This is a genomic window from Brevundimonas sp. KH_025, assembly GCF_057839885.1.
The window spans coordinates 377,387-394,436 of sequence record NZ_CM174501.1; the positions used below are offsets into that span (position 1 = coordinate 377,387).

The window sequence follows — 17,050 nt, forward strand, 5'->3', positions numbered from 1 at the left end:
CCGGCGAGATCAAAGCGTTGAGCGTCCGCTCAGGATCAAGCCTGGGTCGGACGTCGCCGCCGAAGGAGAAGCGCCGCGCCGCCGGCTAGGCCGAACGCCAGCAGGATCATGGCCCACTCCGACATTGTCGGAACCGCCGCCGGCTGCTGCATCTGGACCAGATGCAGAGTGCTTTCCTTCTGGATGTTGTAGTCGGCAAGCGTGCGCGCGTCATCGAGCTGCTTACCGGCGAAGATCAGGTGGACGCTCGAAGGGGGGATGCCTTCCCGGTCCTCGATCATCGTCTTGACGGTTTCGATCGTGTCGTTCCCCTCGACATCAAGCGTGATCGTCTTGCCGGTCAGCGTCTTGACGAAGATCTGCATTGCGAAGGCGGGTTGGACGATGCCGATGCTCAAAAACAGCGCGATCAGCAGGGGGGCGATTTTTCGCACACTGAACTCCTCTGACGCCGGCGACCCTGCCGGCGTCTCGGGCGCCTGCTATCGCAGTCCGTGCTCTCCGTCACGTTGAATTGACAGCGTAATTGAGCGGATCGTTGATCCGCAAGAAGGGCGAGGCGACGGCGCGATAACAAAGGTCGTTGACAGCTTCATACAGTATGTCGCATACACTGTATGTCGCACACTATGTGACGACGAGTGAGGCGAGCCGGCGTGGACAAGGACCTGTTCGAGACGATGCGGCTGGAGCTGCGGCGCGGGTCGCTGGTGCTGGCGGTGCTCGCCTGCCTGCGGACCGAACGCTACGGCTACACCCTGCGTCAGGCCCTGGCGGCGGACGGGCTGGAGATGGAGGAATCCACCCTATACCCGCTGCTGCGGCGCCTGGAGGGGCAGGGGCTGCTGACCAGCGAATGGCGCAAGGAAGAGAAGCGGAAAAAGCGCTTCTACGTCCTGTCGCCCGGGGGCGAGGCCATGCTGGCCGCCCTGACCGAGGAATGGCGCGGCATCAACGCCTCGCTGGATCGAATGCTGTGAAATATCGGGGGAGGGAGACCGAAATGGACGTGATCGAACGCTATCTGGAGGCCGTCGCGGCGCAACTGTCGGTTGAGGACCGCGAGGACATCGTCGCCGAGCTGCGGGACCTGATCCTGAGCCGCGTCGAGGCGCGCGAGGAGGAATTGGGCCGAGCCTTGAGCGACGAGGAGAAGGAGACGATCCTGCATGAGATCGGCCACCCGCTGGTCGTCGCCGCCCGCTATCGCAAGGGACCGGACAGTCTGATCGGGCCTGAGCTGTTTCCCTACTGGCTGTTCGGAGCCAGGGCCGGGCTGCTGATCATCGCCGGACTGCAGGTGCTGGGACTGGTCCTTAATGTCCTGGGCGATCCGGCGGATTTCGGCCAGGCGATCGCCCACGCCTTCCACGGCTTCTTCTCCGGCGGCCTGACCCTGCTGGGCGCGCTGACCCTGGCCGGGGCGATCATGGAGCACTACGGCATGAAGCCCGCCTGGCTGACGACGTGGCGGGTCAGCGACCTGCCGGCCTTCGGTCTGGCCGACCCGGCGAAATGGGGCGTGGCCATGGGCTCGGGCGCCCGGACGGCCAAGGACGGGGTGAAGGCGGCGGCGGCCAAGGCCTCGGCCGAAGCGCCGCGCGTATGGGGCCTGCGGGCCGAGACGAAACCGGCGGCCGAGGCCCTGTGGTCGCTGGTCTTCGGCGTGGTCTTCGTCCTGTGGTGGATCGGCGTCATCCGCATCCCGGGCCTGGGCGCGTTTGCTCTGCGCAGCGAGGTCAGCGTTGCGGCGGCGCCGATCTGGGGCGTCCTGTTCGCGCCGATCCTGGCCTGGGCCGTGGCGGGGATCGCCGTGGACGCCATCGCCCTGTGGCGGCCGAGCGCGACGCGGTTCTGCGCCGTCCTGAAGATCCCGCTGGCGGCGGCGGGGCTGTGGATCGGCTGGCGGCTGTTCCAGGCGGGGCACTGGGCGACCCTGACCCAGGGCGATCAGACGGCGCGGGTCGTCGGCGGGCCGCCCAACGTGGTCGATTTCGACGCCCTGCGCGCCATCAATGAGGCGGGGCGCGGCCTGGCCGACACGGCCATGACCCTGGGCACGGTGCTGAGCTGGGTGCTGGCGGCGGCCATGCTGTGCCTCGTGTTCGACATCCTGACCCAGATGTGGCGCGTCGCGACGATCAGGGACTGAGCGCCTCTCCCTTCTGGCTCGGCGCCGTCATGTCCGAAAACCGCGAGACAGAGCGACGTCGCGGGCGCATTCTGCACTCATGGAAAACGCCCGCGACAGTCTGGATCAGGAGGCCTGCCACCGCGCCGTCCTGACGCGCGACCCGCGCTTCGACGGGCGGTTCTTCACCTGCGTGAAGACGACGGGGATCTATTGCCGCCCGGTCTGTCCGGCCAGGACCCCCAAGCGCGAGAACATGAGTTTCGTCGCCTCGGCGGCGGCGGCCGAGGAGGCCGGGTTCCGCGCCTGTCTGCGTTGCCGCCCCGAGACGGCGCCCGACATGGGCGCGTGGCGCGGCACCTCCAACACCGTCAGCCGAGCCCTGGGTCTGATCGAGGCCGGCGCTCTGGATGAGGGCGACGTGGATGGTCTGGCCGCGCGGCTGGGGGTGGGCGAGCGGCACCTGCGCCGCCTGTTCCGTCAGCATCTGGGCGCGGCCCCGGTCAGCGTGGCCCAGACGCGGCGGGTGCTGCTGGCCAAGGCCCTGATCCACCAGACCGATCTGGCCATGGCCGAGGTGGCGCTGGGGTCCGGCTTCGGCAGCGTGAGGCGCTTCAACGAGACGTTTCAGGGCCTGTATGGCCGTCCGCCGTCGGCGCTGCGGCGACGGGCCGAGAAGACGGGCGACGGCGGGATCAGGCTGAGCCTGCCCTACCGTCCGCCCTATGAAGTCGAGGCGATGCTGGCGGCCCTGGCGGCGCGGGGCGAACGCGTCGAGAGCGGCGTCTGGCGACGTGACCTGACGCCCGACGCGGACGGCGCGACCGGCGAGGTCTCGGCCCGGTTCGAGGGCGGGAGCCGGCTGGCCGTCACGGTCGCGGCCTCGGACCTGAAGGCCCTGCCGGGCGTGCTGGCGCGGGTGCGGCGGGTGTTCGACCTGTCGGCGGACCCGGAGGCGATCCAGCGCGATCTGTCGGCCGATCCTCTGCTGGCGCCCCTGGTCCGGGCGCGGCCCGGCCTGCGTCTGCCCGGCGACTGGGTCGATGAGGCCGCTGACATGACCAGCGACCGATTGGAAGATGAACGGCTCGAAGCGCGAGCCGAGCAATGGCGGCCCTGGCGGGCCTATGGCGCGCTGCACCTGCGGGAAGCGGGGATCGACAGCGCCCGGATCATGGAGAGCGACGATGAAAAAGACGCAGCCTGAGACCTTCACCCTCGATCGCATCGCCTCGCCGGTGGGCGAGGTCCTGCTGGTCACGGACGCCGAGGGCGCGGTGCGGGCCTTCGACTTCGTGGATTACGAGGCGCGGATGCTGAAGCTGCTGGCGCGCCACTATGGCGAGGTGACGCTGACCGAGGGCCGGGCGCCCGAGGCGGTGCGGGCGGCGGTCGCGGCCTATTTCGGCGGCGAGGCCAAGGCTCTGGACGGGATCGCGGTCAAGACCGGCGGCACCGACTTCCAGCGTCAGGTCTGGGCCGCGCTGCGCACCATTCCGGCGGGCGAGACCTGGAGTTACGGGCAACTGGCGTCCGCCATCGGCAAGCCCGCCGCCGTGCGGGCCGTGGGTCTGGCCAACGGGGCCAATCCGGTCGGGGTCATCGTGCCCTGCCACCGCGTCGTCGGCGCCAACGGAACCCTGACCGGCTATGCCGGCGGACTGGAGCGCAAACGCTGGCTGCTGGCGCACGAGGGCGCGACGACCGGCCTGTTCTGATCAGGCGGCGCCGTCCAGGAACAGGCGGCAGGCCGGATTGTCGGTTTCGTCCACGTAAGGATAGCCCAGGGTGTCCAGCGCAACGCCGAGGGCCGCCGCCTGATCCGGCGGGACGCTGATCCCGGCCAACACCCGACCGACGTCGTCGCCGTGGTTGCGATAGTGGAACAGGGTCAGGGCCCAGGCGGGCTGCAGGCTGTTGAGGAAGCGCAGGAAGGCGCCGGGGCGCTCAGGGAACTCGAAGCGCAGCAGGCGCTCGTGCGGCAGGCCGATGGTGCGGCCGCCGACCATGTAGCGGACGTGCAGCTTGGCCGTCTCGTTGTCGCTCATGTCCTCGACCGCGTAGCCGTCGGCGCGCAGGCGGGTGATCAGTTCCTCGCGCTCATGGGCGCCGCTTTTCAGGCCCACGCCGACGAAGATCTGCGCCCGCCCGTCGCCGGACCAGCGGTAGTTGAACTCGGTCACCGAGCGGCCGTCCAGCGCCTGCAGGAAGCGGTGATAGTCATCGCGGCGGTCGGGCATGGCCACGGCCAGCAGGGCCTCGGCCCCCTCGCCGATCTCGGCCCGTTCGGCGACGTGGCGCAGCCGGTCGAAGTTGACGTTGGCGCCCGAGTTGATCGCCACCAGGGCGCCGCTTCCGGGATGGCGCGCGGCCCAGACCTTCATCCCGGCCAGGGCGACGGCGCCGGCCGGCTCGGCCACGGCGCGCACGTCGTCGAAGATGTCCTTCACCGCCGCGCAGATCTCGTCCGTGTCGACCAGGACGATCTCGTCCAGCAGGTCGCGGCACAGGCGGAAGGTGTGGTCGCCCGCGCGCTTCACCGCCACCCCGTCGGCGAACAGGCCGACCTGATCCAGGGTGACGACATGGCCGGCGTCGATGGCGCTCTTCATCGTCGGGGCGTCGGCGGGTTCGACGCCGATGATCTTCGCCTCGGGGCGCAGGAAGCGGACGATGGCGGCGACCCCGGCCGCCAGACCGCCGCCGCCGATCGGCACGAAGACGGCCTCGATCGGGTCCGGGTGCTGACGCAGGATTTCCAGCCCGACCGTGCCTTGCCCGGCGATGACGTCGGGGTCGTCGAAGGGGTGGACGAAGGTGGCGCCGGTCTGGGCCTCCAGCGTGCGGGCGTGGGCGTAGGCGTCGTCGAAGCTGTCGCCGTGCAGCACCACCTGACCGCCCAGGGCCTTGACCGCCGAGACCTTGATGCCCGGCGTGGTGGTCGGCATGACGATGGTCGAGGCCGCGCCGCGTTTCGCCGCCGCCAGGGCCACGCCCTGCGCGTGATTGCCCGCCGAGGCGCAGATGACGCCGCGCGCCAGCTCGGCCTCGCTCAGGGCGGCGATCTTGTTGTAGGCGCCGCGAATCTTGAACGAAAAGACCGGCTGCAGGTCCTCGCGCTTCAGCAGGGCCGGGCGGTCGAGCCGCGCCGACAGACGCTTCAGCGGATCCAGAGGGGTTTCCTCGGCCACGTCATAGACGCGGGCGGTCAGGATACGGCGGACGGTGTCTTGCACGAAATTCTCGGAGCGACGCGACGGGGAGGATCAATCGACCTTTCGTCTAGGGCAGAAGCGGCGCTCAGGGGAAGGGGTTTGCGCGTCTGGGCGGTGCGGCGGCGATGTCGCCCACATATTTACCCGGGTAATAAGTTCTGCTATTTGACCCGGGTAAAACAAAGGGAGGCGTCCATGACGTCCGCAGACCGCAAGGCGCTCATCGCCGACTACAAGGATCAGGCCACCATCGCCGGGGTGTTCGCCGTCATCTGTTCCGCCACCGGCCGCGCCTGGGTGGGGCAGAGCCGCCACATCGACACCCAGCAGAACGGCCTGTGGTTCTCGCTCAAGCTGGGCAGCAGCCCTTTCAAGTCGCTGCAAGCCGAATGGAACGCCCACGGCGCCGACAGCTTCCGCTTCGAGCAACTGGACCGTCTGTCGCCCGACCTGTCCGACATGGCCCGCAAGGACGAGTTGAAGAAGCGCGCCGCCCTGTGGGCTGCGCGGCTATCGGCGGAGAGCCTCTAGGCGGGTTCGCCCTTGTCATGTAACCGATAGGTGATATGTAACCTGTAGGTATCATGCGAGGGGCGGATGGGCGACGAACTCGAACAGGCGAAGGCGAACGAGCGGCTTCGGACCCGGCGTCTGTGGATGGCGGCTGGATTGGGCGGGCTGGGGCTGACAGCCCTGCCTTGCGCCGTTCTGCTGTGGCACACGGGATGGCCGTTGGGCGAGCCGCTGGCGCTGGTGTTAGCCTTCGCCGGCCTCGGGGTCGTGGTGGCCAGCTTTGCCTGGGGTGGTCGCCATCTGCCGAACGGCGACACGATCCGCGTCGAGAACGCCAAGGGCGGCTATCGCGACATGGTTCAGAAGCAGCGCGCCGTGTCGATGGCGCTGATGCCGGTGATGTCACTCTTTCTGGTGACTCGAGGGATCTCTGGCGCGTGGGATATCGCGAACGGACAGGGCGACATGCTGGACTGGCTTATGGCCGCTCTGTCGCCGATGATTTCGGTCATGGTGCTGTTGATGGTCGCGGGTCTCGACAATCCTGGCGACAAGAAAATGAAGCGGCTGCTGGAGGACGAACTGACCCTGTCCTTCCGTCGCGATGCGCTGAACGTGGCTCTGGCCGTGGCCATGGTCGGGCTGATCATCGTCTTCGGTCTGGGTCTGTGGCGACCCGAGGCGGCGGTGGCGGCTCTGCCTGGGTTGATGTTCATCACGGCCTCGGCGGCGGGGCTGCGCTACTGGCAGCTGGACCGGCGGGCCAGCGGTGGCTGATCCCCGACTGGTCATCCATCTGAAGGCGGTGCGGACGGCGGCGGGCCTGACCCAGCAGGAATTGGCCGACCGGGCGAAGCTGTCGAGGAAGACGGTGAACACGGTCGAGAACGGCGTCTTCACCCCCTCCGTCCTGGTGGCGTTGACGCTGGCGCGGGCGCTCGACGTGCCGCTGGAGGCCCTGTTCACGCTGGAAGGCTGACGGATTGGGCTTGCGTCCCACGCTGATCGGCCTACATTATTCCCGCTTATGCTAACTTTGAGCATAAGTCGGGGCCGCGCAGACGGCCGCAAGGGAGTTGAGGCGATGGCGGACGGCGCTTTCGGTCTGTCGAAGGAACTGGCGGAAGAGACCGCTCCTGTGTGGGAGAAGGTCAAGGGTCTGGTGACGCCGCTGGAGTGGCCGGAACAGGCGAAGCTGATCAGCGAGATCAATGCGCTGAAGAAAGAGCGCGACGCCGTCATCCTGGCCCACAACTATATGACGCCCGAGATTTTCCACGGGGTCGGCGACTATGTCGGCGACAGCCTGGGTCTGGCCAAGGAGGCCGCGCGCTCGAACGCCAAGGTCATCGTCCAGGCGGGCGTGCACTTCATGGCCGAGACGTCGAAAATCCTGTCGCCGGAAAAGACCGTCCTGATCCCCGACCTGCGCGCGGGCTGCTCGCTGGCCTCGTCGATCACGGGGGCGGACGTGCGGCTGATCAAGCAGCGCTACCCCGGTCTGCCGGTCGTCACCTATGTCAACACCACCGCCGACGTGAAGGCCGAAACCGACATCTGCTGCACCAGCGCCAACGCCGTTCAGGTGGTGGAATGGGCGGCCAGGGAATGGGGCGTCGACAAGGTCATCCTGATCCCCGACGAGTTCCTGGCGCGCAACGTCGCGGCCCAGACCAACGTCGGCATCATCGCCTGGAAGGGCCGCTGCGAGGTGCATGAGCGCTTCACCGCCGATGACATCGCCGAGATGCGCGCGGCCTATCCAGGCGCGGAAATCCTGGCCCACCCGGAATGCCCGGAAGAGGTGCTAGCGGCGTCCGACTTCGCCGGATCGACGGCGGCGATGATCGACTATGTGGTCGACCGCAAGCCGAAGCAGGTGGTGATGATCACCGAGTGCTCGATGGCCTCGAACGTCAAGGGCGACGTGCCCGGCGTGGACTTTATCGGCCCTTGCAACCTGTGCCCGCATATGAAGCGCATCACGCTTCAAAATATCCGAGATTGCCTCAAATACATGCAGTTCGAGGTGACGGTGGAGCCGGAGATGGCCGAGCGCGGGCGTCTGGCCGTGCAACGGATGATCGACCTGCCGCCGCCCGCGATCCCGGCGCGCTATGACCTGATCAAGGCCCGCCACCACGTCGACGTGGAGCTGATCTGAGGTCCTGCGGCGATGCGGCCCGTTGCGGGCCGGTCGTCGCGCGCCCAGTTCGACGCCATGAGCGATACCGACCACACCACTCGTCGTCCCGGCCCCTGGGATCGGCCGCCCGAACCGGCGGCGCCCGAACCTGTGCGCGCCCGCAAGGCCGCGCCGCTGGAGGACAAGGGCCAGCATCCGGCCTGGGCCATTATCTCGACCCTGCTGATGGGCGGATTCCTGTGGTGGGTGACGGGCAGTTGGGTCGTGGCCGTGGCCATCCTGTTCGGCCTGTTCGTCCATGAATACGGGCATGTTCTGGCGATGAACCGGGCCGGCATGGGTCCGGCGCGCATCTATGTCATTCCCTTCCTCGGCGGCCTGGCCAAGGGTCAGCGCAATCCCAAGAGTGAATGGCACGGGGTGCTGGTGTCGCTGGCGGGGCCGGCCTTCGGTCTGGTCGCCATGCTGCCCTTTGTCGGCCTGTGGGCGGTGACGGGCGGCAAGGCCTGGCTGGTCGGGGCCTTCTTCATCGCCATGCTCAATCTGGTGAACCTGCTGCCCGCGCCGCCGCTGGACGGGTCCAAGGCCCTGGGCCCGGTGCTGACGCGGGTGCATCCGCGGCTGGAGCAGGTCGCCCTGATCCTGATCGGCGGTCTGGCCGTCTGGTGGGGTATGACGACGGGGCGGTACATCCTGGCGGTCTTCCTCGGCTTCGCCATCTTCAGCCATCTGAGGCGCGGCGTCTGGCGCGAGCACTGGGGCAGGCTGAGCTGGCCCGAGGCGGGCCAGAGTCTGGGTCTCTATCTGCTGACGGCGGCGGCCTGCGCGGCGGCGGCCATCGGCGCCCTGCTGCCGCTGGCGGACGGGTCGAGCGCGGAGGCCCTGCGCATCGGCCTGAGCTATCTCGGGCTGAGGGGATGAGCCGGATCAAGCATGACGGGCCGCTGATCATCGGCGGCGGACTGGCGGGGCTTTCGGCCGCGCTGGAGGCCGCGCCGGCGAAGACGCTCGTGGTGACGCCCGAGCTCCTGCTGAACGCCTGTTCCTCGGCCTGGGCCCAGGGCGGGCTGGCGGCGGCCCTGGGCGCCAAGGACAGCGCGGCCCTCCATGCGAAAGACACCGAGGGCGCGGGGGCTGGTCTGGTCGAGCCCGAGGCGGCGCGCGCCCTGACCGAGCGCGGGCGCGAGACGGTGGAATGGCTGGCCTTTCTGGGCGCGCCGTTCGACCGGGACGAGGCGGGCGGCTTCTCCGTCAGCCTGGAGGCGGCGCACAGCCTGCCGCGCGTGGCGCGGGTCGGCGGCGACGGGGCCGGACGCGCCATCCTGTCGGCGGTGGTGGCGGCCGCGCGGGCGTCGAAGCACATCGAGATCTGGGAAGACGGGCGGCTGCGCGGCCTGATCCAGGACGCGGACGGCCGGGTGCGCGGCGCCCTGATCGAGCGGTCCGGCGGGCGGGTGGACGAGGTCTTTGCGCCGGCCGTCATTCTGGCCACCGGCGGGATCGGCGGTCTCTATGAAGTGACGACCAACCCCTCGGCCCTGCGCGGCGAGGGGCTGGCCCTGGCCTATGAAGCGGGCGCGGACATCCTCGACCCCGAGTTCGTGCAGTTCCATCCCACCGCTATCGACGTGGGGCTGGACCCGGCGCCGCTGGCGACCGAGGCCCTGCGCGGCGAGGGGGCGCGGCTGGTCGACGGGAGCGGCGCCTTCCTGCTGGGCGAGGAGGCTGACGCCGATCTGGCCCCCCGGGACATCGTGGCGCGGGTGGTGCACGCCGCGCGGGCCGACGGACGCGGCGCGTTTCTGGACGCCACCAAGGCGGTGGGCGAAGCCTTTCCGCATGAGTTTCCGGCGGTGTTTTCTGCCTGCATGAGGGCCGGGCTGGACCCGCGCGTCAGCCCCATTCCGGTGGCGGCGGCGGCGCATTACCACATGGGCGGCATCGTCGCCGACGACGAGGGACGGACCACGGTTCCCGGCCTCTACGCCATCGGCGAATGCGCGGCGACCGGGGTGCATGGCGCCAACCGTCTGGCCTCCAACTCCCTGCTGGAAGCGGGCGCCTTCGGGCGCCGCGCGGGCCGGGCGGCGGCGCGCGAGGTGCAGCCGCCGAAGGTCGCCCTGAGGACGGCGCGGGCGTCGAAGGACCTGCCGCCCGAAGCGATGGCGGAACTGCGCGCCGCCATGACCCGGTTCGCGGGCGTGGTGCGCGACGAGGCGGGGCTGACGGCCCTGATCGCCGTGATCGACCGGCTGGCCCAGACGAACTGCGACGCCGTGGTCCTGACCGCTGCGCGGCTGATCGCCGAGGGCGCGCTGAACCGGCGCGAGAGCCGGGGCGGGCATTACCGCGCCGACTATCCCGACAGCCTGCCGACGGCCGAACACACGCGGATGCGGCTTGCGCTCGCCCGCGCCGACGACGAGGCGGCGGCAGTCGCCGCCCTCGCCGCCACCCTCTGACCTTGAAGGACATCTGCGTGACCCGAACCCTGCCGGACCTGCTGATCGAGCCCGTCGTGCGGATGGCTCTGGCCGAGGATCTGGGCCGCACCGGCGATGTGACGGCTCAGGCCTGCATTCCCGAGGATGCGCGGATGAGCGCCGTCTTCTCGGCGCGGCAGGCCGGGGTGATGGCCGGCGGCGCCGTGGTGCGGATCGCGGTCCACGCCATGGACGCTCACGCCAAGGTCAGGGTGAAGGTCGAGGACGGCGAGGCCTTCGCGGCCGGGACCGTCCTGGTCGAGGTCGAGGCCAATGCCCGCGCCCTGCTGGCCGCCGAGCGGACGGCGCTGAACCTGCTGGGCCGGATGTGCGGCATCGCGACCCTGACCCGGACCTATGTGCAGGCGGTGGCGGGAACGGCGGCGCGCATCGCCGACACCCGCAAGACCACGCCCGGCCTGCGCGCGCTGGAGAAGCACGCCGTCGCCTGCGGCGGCGGGCTGAACCACCGCTTCGGTCTGGATGACGCCATCCTGATCAAGGACAACCACGTCGCCGTCTGCGGCGGGGCGGGCGAGGCGGTGCGCCGGGCCAAGGCCTTCGCGCCGCACCTGATGAAGGTCGAGGTCGAGGTCGACGGCCTGGATCAACTGGACGAGGTGCTGGTCGAGCGCCCTGATGTCGTCATGCTGGACAATTTCAGCCTGACCGATCTGGAGGAGGCGGTGCGCCGGGCGAAGGCCAGCGCCTTTGGTCCCGTGACGCTGGAGGCTTCAGGCGGGGTCAATCTGACGACCGTGGCCGCGATCGCCGCGACCGGGGTGGACGTGATCTCGGTCGGCGCCCTTACGCACTCGGTTCTGCAACTGGACGTGGGTCTGGACGCGCGAGGCTAGGGCTGCTGAACCAGCGGCGGCGGATGGCGCGCTGCAAGGGGGCGTCGATCAGCCGGTTGTAGAGGTCGGCGGCGACGACGGCGGCGACCAGGGCCGACAGCCACAGCGCCCAGGCCTGCCCTTGGACCGTCGCCGCGGCGGGGTGGAAGCGCTCGATCAGGGGCTGGGCCGCCCCGAACCAGACCGCGCCGGTGAGGGTGTGGGTCATGAACAGGCTGAAGCTGACCTTTGCGCCCCAGGCCGCGCCGGGGATGGGGCGGGTCGTCTTCAGGGCGCCGCAGCCCAGCACCAGGCCGCAGATGGCCAGCAGGCTGATCAGGTCCGGCCCCGCGACGGCGACATTGGCCAGCAGCGCCGCGCCGCCGCCGAGGCCGACCAGGCGCGCCGCGCGCGGCGACCAGTCGGCCGTCTCGACCGCGCGGGCCAGGGTCAGGCCGATCAGGAACAGCGGCGCGGCGCGGACCATCGCCCACTGGAACGGCAGGTCGAACAGGGAGTGCTGCAGCAGGATCAGGCTGAGGGCCTGGCCGACCAGCATCAGGGTCAGCCCCAGCGCCAGGGCCGTCAGCGGCCCCGGCAGGCGTCGCATGGCGCGCCACAGCCAGGGGAAGAAGGCGTAGCAGATCAGCAGGGCCGACAGGGTCCAGGCCGGGATGTTCCACTGACCGCCGCCGATCCCGAAGGCGTGCAGGAGCAGGATCTGCGCCGGCAGACCCGACCATTCGAAGCGCTCGGCGTGGACCGGCGTTTTCCCGATCAGGGAAGCCTCCAGCACCAGCAGGGCCAGAATGGCCAGGGTGATCAGGTGGGTCGGATAGCTGCGGGCGAAGCGCTTGAGCCAGAACTGGACAGGCGCGATCCGCCCCGAGACGACGCCGGCGCCATAGGCCCGCGCCAGGACGAAGCCGGACAGCATCAGGAAGAAGTCGGTGGCCAGATAGCCGCGCGCCCAGACGCCGTGCAGATCGGCCAGGGGAATCGGGGCCTCGTCGCCGAAGTGGAACAGCACCACGAACATGGAGGCGAGGAAGCGCAGGGCGTCCAGCGCCCCGCCCCGCACGAGGGCGGCCGGCTGGGGCGTGGCGGTGGTGGTCGTCGTCAAGGGCCGTCTCCCGCGCCCCGGGGGGAGGGCGCATCGCGCTTGCTCAAGCAAGAAGCGAGCCGGGAACGCCTGGGCGCCCAGGGTCGTTTCATGACGACGAAAGGAGACGTCCATGAGCAAGACCCCCTCCGTGCCCAAGGAGCAGCGCAGCTTCGCGGATCACGGCGCGCGGCCGGTCGCCGACATGGCGGACCGGCGCGATCTGGCCACGGGCGCCCAGTCGGGCCAGCCCGGCGACGCCGACGTCAACACAGGGCAGCAGGGCCGCTTCGGCAATCTGAAGCAGAACCTGACCACGCAATGGAAGACTCAGGACCGCTGAACGCGGTCCGCCGCAGAATGGATTACCCCGTGGCTCCGGCCTCGGCGGGGGTCGAAGCAGGAGCGGTCACGCCTTCACGGGCCAGAACCGTGGAATAGGCCACGGCGCCGCCGGCGTTGCGGGCGGTCTCGGCGGAGTTCAGGCTGGCCTGAACCAGGCGCGGCGCGTCGGAACCCGTCGAGGGGCGCGGCGTATAGCGGAAGGCGTCGCTGGAACCCGAACGGCCGCCGAAGCGGTAGAAGAGGTGATCGCCGACCTGACCCACCTTGACCAGGCTGTTGCGCCAGGCGGGCGAGACGCCGGTGGTGTGGAAGTGGGTGGCGTTGCCGACAGCGGCGTAGACTTGGCCCGATAGAGCCTTGGAGGCCACGTCGCGGGCGCGGTTCCAGGCGGTGCGGTTGACCGCGCCGCGCATGGCGCCGTTGCAGGTGAAGCTGAACTGGCAGCCGGTGCTGCGGTTCGAGCCTTGGAAGACCACGGCGCAGACGGTCTTGGGGAAGGAGGGGTGGCGGGCGCGGTTCAGGACCACCTGGACCACGGCCTTCATGCCGTCGGTCCCTTCGCCGCGCGCTTCGTAATAGGCGGCCTTGGTCAGGCAATCGAGATCGCGCGACTGGTCCAGGGTGCTGCCGAGGCGGAAGGGCTGGGCGGCGGGGTTGGTCAGATTGGCGCGACGCAGGCCGTTCTGGGAGGCTTCCAGGCGAGCGGTCAGCAGCTCCGCCTGACGGTCGCGCTGGGCGGCGCCGGCGACGGAATAGGGATCGTGACGATCAGCGATGGTCAGGGCGCTAGCGTCCAGGCCGCCGGCCGCGGCGGCCATGGCTTCCTGGGTGTAGCCCTCGGAGCCGGCGCCCTGCAGGCGCTCGGCCTGGGCGCGAACGGTCGAAGCCTGGGCGGCCATGCCGCCCAGATAGGCTCCACCGACAGCAAGGCTGATGACGCCGCCGAACGCCGCAGCCGCCGTCTTGGGGCGCAGGCGAACAGATTGGGCGGCGTGCATCAGCGCACGCGTCTGCGAAGAGAAACTCAAAGGCGTAGTCCTGTTCAGCAGGGCGAGGATGCCGCCCCCGTACTCAACGAAACCAGGCGACATCACTTGTCGCGAACCGGCTCCGGACCACAGATCGACGAACGGCCGACCTCCGGAAGGCGAGCCTTAAGCCATCGGTTTATGGCCTCAATGTGGTTGATTCGGCAATTGTTATTGCGGCGCAGCAAAGCGTCGCACCCCTACAGATCGCGCGTCGAGGCGGGATGAATGTGGCGTGTTTTTGCTACAGCACATCTTTCGACATCTGTATTCGATTACGATGCGATGATTTCACGGCGGCGCCGATTGAGCCGGAAACCCTATTGGCGGCGGGCGTTCTACTTGCTGGCCTGACTCCTGCCATAGACGGGAACTTATTGCTCCCGACGGCGTTGCAAGCTCAACCATTTCAAGGAGTTCTTCGCTTTATGACCCGTTTCCCGATCCGCGCCGCCGCTGTCCTCGCCCTGGGACTCTCGACCCTGGGGCTCGCCGCCTGCGGCCATACGATCGAGCAGAAGGCCGCGACCGGGGCCATCGCCGGCGCCGTGGTGGCCGGGCCGGTCGGCGCGGTGGTCGGCGGCGCGGCCGGGGCCGCCATCGGCCACATCGACAAGCCCCACCGATAGAGGCGGCTCAGCAGCGCCGCTTGCCTGGAGCGGCGCCGACGCCCATGTGCCTGTTTGGACGCGATCCCGGCCCTAAATTGCGTGTTTAGAGGCCAGAAACGGCGGCAGAGCTTGCTTTTCACGCCGGATTCCGCTTTGGCAGCGCGCCGGGCCGTTCGCGCATCCGCACGCCCGCCGGGCCGCCGTTGATCGGCGTCGCCCCTCATCAGAGTTTCAAGGAAGACCGCCTCTACGCATGCGAGACCTCAAACAAACCGGCTTCAACGACCGCATCACCGCTCAACAGGACGCCAAGAAGGCCCTGCTGGCCAAGTTCAAGCCCAAGCCGACGGTTCAGGATCCCGAGTTCGAGAAGCTGGCTGAGAAGCGCGCCGCCGAGAAGGAAGCCCTGCGCCAGCAGTTCGAGCTGGAGAAGGCCGAGCAGCGTCGCGAGAAGGCCGACAAGGAAGCCGCCCGTCTGGCCGCTGAACTGGAAGCCCAGGAAGAAGTCGACGCCGCCAAGCGCGCCGCCCGCAAGGAGCGCAAGCAGCTGACCAAGGAAGAGCAGAAGGCGGCTCGCGACGCCCGCTATGCGGCGCGCAAGGCGCGTCAGCGCTAATCCTGACGGACTGAACGACGGGCGGAACCGGGCGCTGGCCGGGTTCCGCCGTTGCGGCTCCGACGACCGGGGCGGCGGGCCGGCGGCCTGCAACGCCCCTGCGACTTCAGCGTTACTGCAGCGAAGATTCATGCGACGGGCCGTCGCCCGCCCTTGGATGGCGGGCGAAACGACCTACCTGCAGAGCTGGATCTTCGATCGTACGCAGCAGGAGCAGACATGACCGCCCCCATCGACACCGGCCTGAAACCCCAGGCACGCGACGACGTCGCGCGCGAACTGTCCAAGGTCCTGGCCGACAGTTTCGCCGTCTATCAGAAGACGCACGGCTATCACTGGAACGTCCGCGGGCCGGAGTTCTTCAGCCTGCACAAGCTGCTGGAGCAGCAGTACAACGAAATCTGGACCGCGCTGGACGACATCGCCGAGCGCATCCGCGCCCTGGGCGAGCTGGCGCCGCAGAGCGCCTCGGCCTTCGCCAACCTGACCTCGATCAAGGACGGCGATCCTGAAAAGGATGCGAGCGCCATGCTCGGGGAGCTGATCAAGGACCACGGCGTGCTGATCGCCACGGCCCGCGCGGCGCTGGAAGCCGCCGAAGCGGTCGGCGACGACGCCTCGGTCGACCTGATGACCCAGCGCCTGGCCGCCCACGAAAAGGCCGCCTGGATGCTGCGCTCCAGCCTCGGCGACCGCTAGAGACTCACTGAACGGTAATCTTCGGGCCTGAAAAGCGCCGGATTGGGCGGTCACTTGGATCGCTCCCCGGCGCACGACGGCGCCGCCTGATGGACGCGGAATGCTGAAGGGCCGACTGCCCCTGCTGAAGATGACGGGACGCCGGGCTGTGGCCGCGGCGCCCATGGCCGTGGGCGTGACCCTGGCGGTCATGGGCGTGGCCATGTCGGCCAGCTCCAGCCCGCGGCCTGATCTGGACCGCACCGCCGAGGCCGTGGCCCGCGCCACTGGCGGCGACCTGACCCCGCGCGGTCTTCAGGCCATCATGGCGCGGCTGGACGCGGGGCAACTGGCCCTGGCGCGGCGTCACGACCCGGCGCTGAACCTGCCCGCGCTCTATGACCTGACCCCGGGGTGGGAGAGCCTGAGCCTGGGCGGCAAGCCGTCGCTGGATCAGGGCGTGTCGGGCGTCGCCGCACAGCAGTTGAACGCGGCCATGCCGACGGCGTTTGGCGCGCTGCAACCCGCCAAACCCTTCGACCTGCGCCCCGCCACCGAGGCCGACCGCAAGCGCGCCCTGCGCTGCCTGACCCAGGCCGTCTATTACGAGGCGGCGCTGGAGCCGACCGAGGGCCAGGAGGGCGTGGCCCAGGTCGTGCTGAACCGGGTGCGCGACCCCAACTATCCGAACACGGTCTGCGGCGTCGTCTATCAGGGCGCCGAGCGGACCACGGGCTGCCAGTTCAGCTTCACCTGCGACGGCGCCCTCAGCCGCGCCCCCATCGCCTGGGCCTGGACCCGCGCCGCGCGCGTGGCCGAACGCGCCCTGGCCGGTCATGTGGCGACGCGGGTGGGCACGGCGACCCACTACCACGCCGACTACGTCCACCCCTGGTGGTCGCCGACCCTGGCCAAGATCACCCAGGTCGGGGCGCACATCTTCTATCGCTGGAAGGGCGCGCCCGGCGAAAGCGCCGCCTTCACCGACAAGTCAGCTGGCCGCGAGCCGGTCATCGACGAGGCCCGCTTCGCCCAGCCCCGCATCCTGCTGGCCGCCGACAGCGTCGAGGAGGCCTTGGTCACGGGCGCGACGGGGATGAAGACGGTCGAGATCGACGGCCAGACCCGCGTCGTCGGCATCGCCAGCCTGGGCGGCCGTCGCCAGGCCAGCAAGGAAGAGATCGCCGCCATCAACGAGCGGCTGAAAGCCTATGAAGCCGCGCCGACCGCTGCGGTCGCGCCGCCGCCCGGCGTCACCGCCATGGCCGTCGAGGAAGTCGGCAAGCCGGGGGTCTGATCAGGGGCAAGGTCCGCTAAGGGTGGAAACCAGACGTTGCGTCAGGTTC

The 17,050-nt window shown here is 69.4% G+C and carries 20 protein-coding genes; 16 read left to right on the plus strand and 4 right to left on the minus strand.

Annotated elements, in window-relative coordinates:
- Positions 1 to 35: 35 nt before the first annotated feature.
- On the minus strand, positions 36 to 434 hold the full coding sequence (locus tag AC3IS2_RS01890; RefSeq protein WP_489198986.1) for an IPTL-CTERM sorting domain-containing protein: 399 nt from the start codon (positions 432 to 434) through the stop codon (positions 36 to 38).
- Positions 435 to 680: 246 nt separating this feature from the next.
- Between AC3IS2_RS01890 and AC3IS2_RS01895 the strand changes: the two genes are divergently transcribed.
- The 4 genes from AC3IS2_RS01895 to AC3IS2_RS01910 all read left to right on the plus strand — a co-directional run bounded on the left by AC3IS2_RS01895 (position 681) and on the right by AC3IS2_RS01910 (position 3,849).
- A complete protein-coding gene (locus AC3IS2_RS01895; protein WP_489200075.1) occupies positions 681 to 980 on the plus strand; it encodes a PadR family transcriptional regulator in 300 nt (99 codons plus the stop codon).
- A gap of 23 nt (positions 981 to 1,003) precedes the next feature.
- The gene (locus tag AC3IS2_RS01900) at positions 1,004 to 2,152 is read left to right on the plus strand and encodes a hypothetical protein (RefSeq protein ID WP_489198987.1); all 1,149 of its coding nucleotides are present in this window, start codon (positions 1,004 to 1,006) and stop codon (positions 2,150 to 2,152) included.
- 79 nt (positions 2,153 to 2,231) lie between these two features.
- Positions 2,232 to 3,338: a bifunctional transcriptional activator/DNA repair enzyme AdaA gene (locus tag AC3IS2_RS01905; protein ID WP_489198988.1), complete on the plus strand. Its 1,107-nt coding sequence runs from the start codon at positions 2,232 to 2,234 to the stop codon at positions 3,336 to 3,338.
- Positions 3,319 to 3,849: a methylated-DNA--[protein]-cysteine S-methyltransferase gene (locus AC3IS2_RS01910; RefSeq protein ID WP_489198989.1), complete on the plus strand. Its 531-nt coding sequence runs from the start codon at positions 3,319 to 3,321 to the stop codon at positions 3,847 to 3,849. Before AC3IS2_RS01905 ends, AC3IS2_RS01910 begins: the two co-directional genes overlap by 20 nt.
- On the opposite strand, the gene ilvA is transcribed toward AC3IS2_RS01910, so the two are convergent.
- Positions 3,850 to 5,367 (minus strand): threonine ammonia-lyase, biosynthetic, encoded by a 1,518-nt coding sequence (gene ilvA, locus AC3IS2_RS01915; protein WP_489198990.1) that lies wholly within the window; start codon positions 5,365 to 5,367, stop codon positions 3,850 to 3,852.
- 174 nt (positions 5,368 to 5,541) lie between these two features.
- Between ilvA and AC3IS2_RS01920 the strand changes: the two genes are divergently transcribed.
- The 7 genes from AC3IS2_RS01920 (at position 5,542) to nadC (ending at position 11,345) form a co-directional block, all read left to right on the plus strand.
- Entirely contained in the window at positions 5,542 to 5,877 is a 336-nt protein-coding gene (locus tag AC3IS2_RS01920) for a GIY-YIG nuclease family protein (protein ID WP_489198991.1), read from the plus strand.
- A 66-nt stretch (positions 5,878 to 5,943) separates the two neighbouring features.
- Complete coding sequence (locus AC3IS2_RS01925) at positions 5,944 to 6,636, plus strand: hypothetical protein (protein WP_489198992.1); 693 nt, start codon at positions 5,944 to 5,946, stop codon at positions 6,634 to 6,636.
- Complete coding sequence (locus AC3IS2_RS01930) at positions 6,629 to 6,838, plus strand: helix-turn-helix transcriptional regulator (RefSeq protein ID WP_489198993.1); 210 nt, start codon at positions 6,629 to 6,631, stop codon at positions 6,836 to 6,838. The genes AC3IS2_RS01925 and AC3IS2_RS01930 overlap by 8 nt, the downstream gene beginning before the upstream one ends.
- Before the next feature lie 105 nt (positions 6,839 to 6,943).
- Positions 6,944 to 8,023, plus strand: a complete 1,080-nt coding sequence (gene nadA, locus AC3IS2_RS01935; protein WP_489198994.1) for a quinolinate synthase NadA — start codon at positions 6,944 to 6,946, stop codon at positions 8,021 to 8,023.
- Between the two features lie 12 nt (positions 8,024 to 8,035).
- Positions 8,036 to 8,926 (plus strand): metalloprotease, encoded by an 891-nt coding sequence (locus AC3IS2_RS01940; protein ID WP_489198995.1) that lies wholly within the window; start codon positions 8,036 to 8,038, stop codon positions 8,924 to 8,926.
- Positions 8,923 to 10,467, plus strand: coding sequence for an L-aspartate oxidase (locus AC3IS2_RS01945; protein ID WP_489198996.1), 1,545 nt, complete (start codon positions 8,923 to 8,925; stop codon positions 10,465 to 10,467). The genes AC3IS2_RS01940 and AC3IS2_RS01945 overlap by 4 nt, the downstream gene beginning before the upstream one ends.
- A gap of 62 nt (positions 10,468 to 10,529) precedes the next feature.
- On the plus strand, positions 10,530 to 11,345 hold the full coding sequence (gene nadC, locus AC3IS2_RS01950; protein WP_489200077.1) for a carboxylating nicotinate-nucleotide diphosphorylase: 816 nt from the start codon (positions 10,530 to 10,532) through the stop codon (positions 11,343 to 11,345).
- Here the strand turns inward: nadC and AC3IS2_RS01955 are convergent.
- Positions 11,296 to 12,447, minus strand: coding sequence for an acyltransferase family protein (locus tag AC3IS2_RS01955; RefSeq protein ID WP_489198997.1), 1,152 nt, complete (start codon positions 12,445 to 12,447; stop codon positions 11,296 to 11,298). The two genes, nadC and AC3IS2_RS01955, sit on opposite strands and share 50 nt — an antisense overlap.
- 112 nt (positions 12,448 to 12,559) lie before the next feature.
- Here AC3IS2_RS01955 and AC3IS2_RS01960 point away from each other — a divergent pair, with 112 nt between their 5' ends.
- Entirely contained in the window at positions 12,560 to 12,769 is a 210-nt protein-coding gene (locus tag AC3IS2_RS01960; RefSeq protein WP_331033731.1) for a hypothetical protein, read from the plus strand.
- Between the two features lie 22 nt (positions 12,770 to 12,791).
- Here the strand turns inward: AC3IS2_RS01960 and AC3IS2_RS01965 are convergent, their stop codons facing one another.
- A complete protein-coding gene (locus AC3IS2_RS01965; protein WP_489198998.1) occupies positions 12,792 to 13,799 on the minus strand; it encodes a cell wall hydrolase in 1,008 nt (335 codons plus the stop codon).
- A 428-nt stretch (positions 13,800 to 14,227) separates the two neighbouring features.
- On the opposite strand from AC3IS2_RS01965, the gene AC3IS2_RS01970 reads away from it, so the two are divergent.
- From AC3IS2_RS01970 to AC3IS2_RS01985, 4 genes are all read left to right on the plus strand, one after another.
- Positions 14,228 to 14,428 (plus strand): hypothetical protein, encoded by a 201-nt coding sequence (locus tag AC3IS2_RS01970; protein WP_489198999.1) that lies wholly within the window; start codon positions 14,228 to 14,230, stop codon positions 14,426 to 14,428.
- Positions 14,429 to 14,663: 235 nt separating this feature from the next.
- A complete protein-coding gene (locus AC3IS2_RS01975) occupies positions 14,664 to 15,026 on the plus strand; it encodes a DUF6481 family protein (protein WP_489199000.1) in 363 nt (120 codons plus the stop codon).
- Between the two features lie 219 nt (positions 15,027 to 15,245).
- Positions 15,246 to 15,725: a Dps family protein gene (locus tag AC3IS2_RS01980; RefSeq protein ID WP_489199001.1), complete on the plus strand. Its 480-nt coding sequence runs from the start codon at positions 15,246 to 15,248 to the stop codon at positions 15,723 to 15,725.
- Positions 15,726 to 15,825: 100 nt separating this feature from the next.
- Positions 15,826 to 17,001 (plus strand): cell wall hydrolase, encoded by a 1,176-nt coding sequence (locus AC3IS2_RS01985; protein ID WP_489199002.1) that lies wholly within the window; start codon positions 15,826 to 15,828, stop codon positions 16,999 to 17,001.
- Positions 17,002 to 17,050: the final 49 nt, after the last annotated feature.

Excerpts from the sequence above, each read along its gene's own strand:
- nadC (WP_489200077.1), top strand. The coding sequence starts at position 10,530 with ATGGCTCTGGCCGAGGATCTGGGCCGCACCGGCGATGTGACGGCTCAG.
- AC3IS2_RS01940 (WP_489198995.1), top strand. The coding sequence starts at position 8,036 with ATGCGGCCCGTTGCGGGCCGGTCGTCGCGCGCCCAGTTCGACGCCATG.
- AC3IS2_RS01970 (WP_489198999.1), top strand. The coding sequence starts at position 14,228 with ATGACCCGTTTCCCGATCCGCGCCGCCGCTGTCCTCGCCCTGGGACTC.
- AC3IS2_RS01960 (WP_331033731.1), top strand. The coding sequence starts at position 12,560 with ATGAGCAAGACCCCCTCCGTGCCCAAGGAGCAGCGCAGCTTCGCGGAT.
- AC3IS2_RS01985 (WP_489199002.1), top strand. The coding sequence starts at position 15,826 with ATGCTGAAGGGCCGACTGCCCCTGCTGAAGATGACGGGACGCCGGGCT.
- AC3IS2_RS01905 (WP_489198988.1), top strand. The coding sequence starts at position 2,232 with ATGGAAAACGCCCGCGACAGTCTGGATCAGGAGGCCTGCCACCGCGCC.
- AC3IS2_RS01975 (WP_489199000.1), top strand. The coding sequence starts at position 14,664 with ATGCGAGACCTCAAACAAACCGGCTTCAACGACCGCATCACCGCTCAA.
- AC3IS2_RS01925 (WP_489198992.1), top strand. The coding sequence starts at position 5,944 with ATGGGCGACGAACTCGAACAGGCGAAGGCGAACGAGCGGCTTCGGACC.
- AC3IS2_RS01900 (WP_489198987.1), top strand. The coding sequence starts at position 1,004 with ATGGACGTGATCGAACGCTATCTGGAGGCCGTCGCGGCGCAACTGTCG.
- AC3IS2_RS01895 (WP_489200075.1), top strand. The coding sequence starts at position 681 with ATGCGGCTGGAGCTGCGGCGCGGGTCGCTGGTGCTGGCGGTGCTCGCC.
- AC3IS2_RS01920 (WP_489198991.1), top strand. The coding sequence starts at position 5,542 with ATGACGTCCGCAGACCGCAAGGCGCTCATCGCCGACTACAAGGATCAG.
- AC3IS2_RS01980 (WP_489199001.1), top strand. The coding sequence starts at position 15,246 with ATGACCGCCCCCATCGACACCGGCCTGAAACCCCAGGCACGCGACGAC.
- AC3IS2_RS01945 (WP_489198996.1), top strand. The coding sequence starts at position 8,923 with ATGAGCCGGATCAAGCATGACGGGCCGCTGATCATCGGCGGCGGACTG.
- AC3IS2_RS01910 (WP_489198989.1), top strand. The coding sequence starts at position 3,319 with ATGAAAAAGACGCAGCCTGAGACCTTCACCCTCGATCGCATCGCCTCG.
- nadA (WP_489198994.1), top strand. The coding sequence starts at position 6,944 with ATGGCGGACGGCGCTTTCGGTCTGTCGAAGGAACTGGCGGAAGAGACC.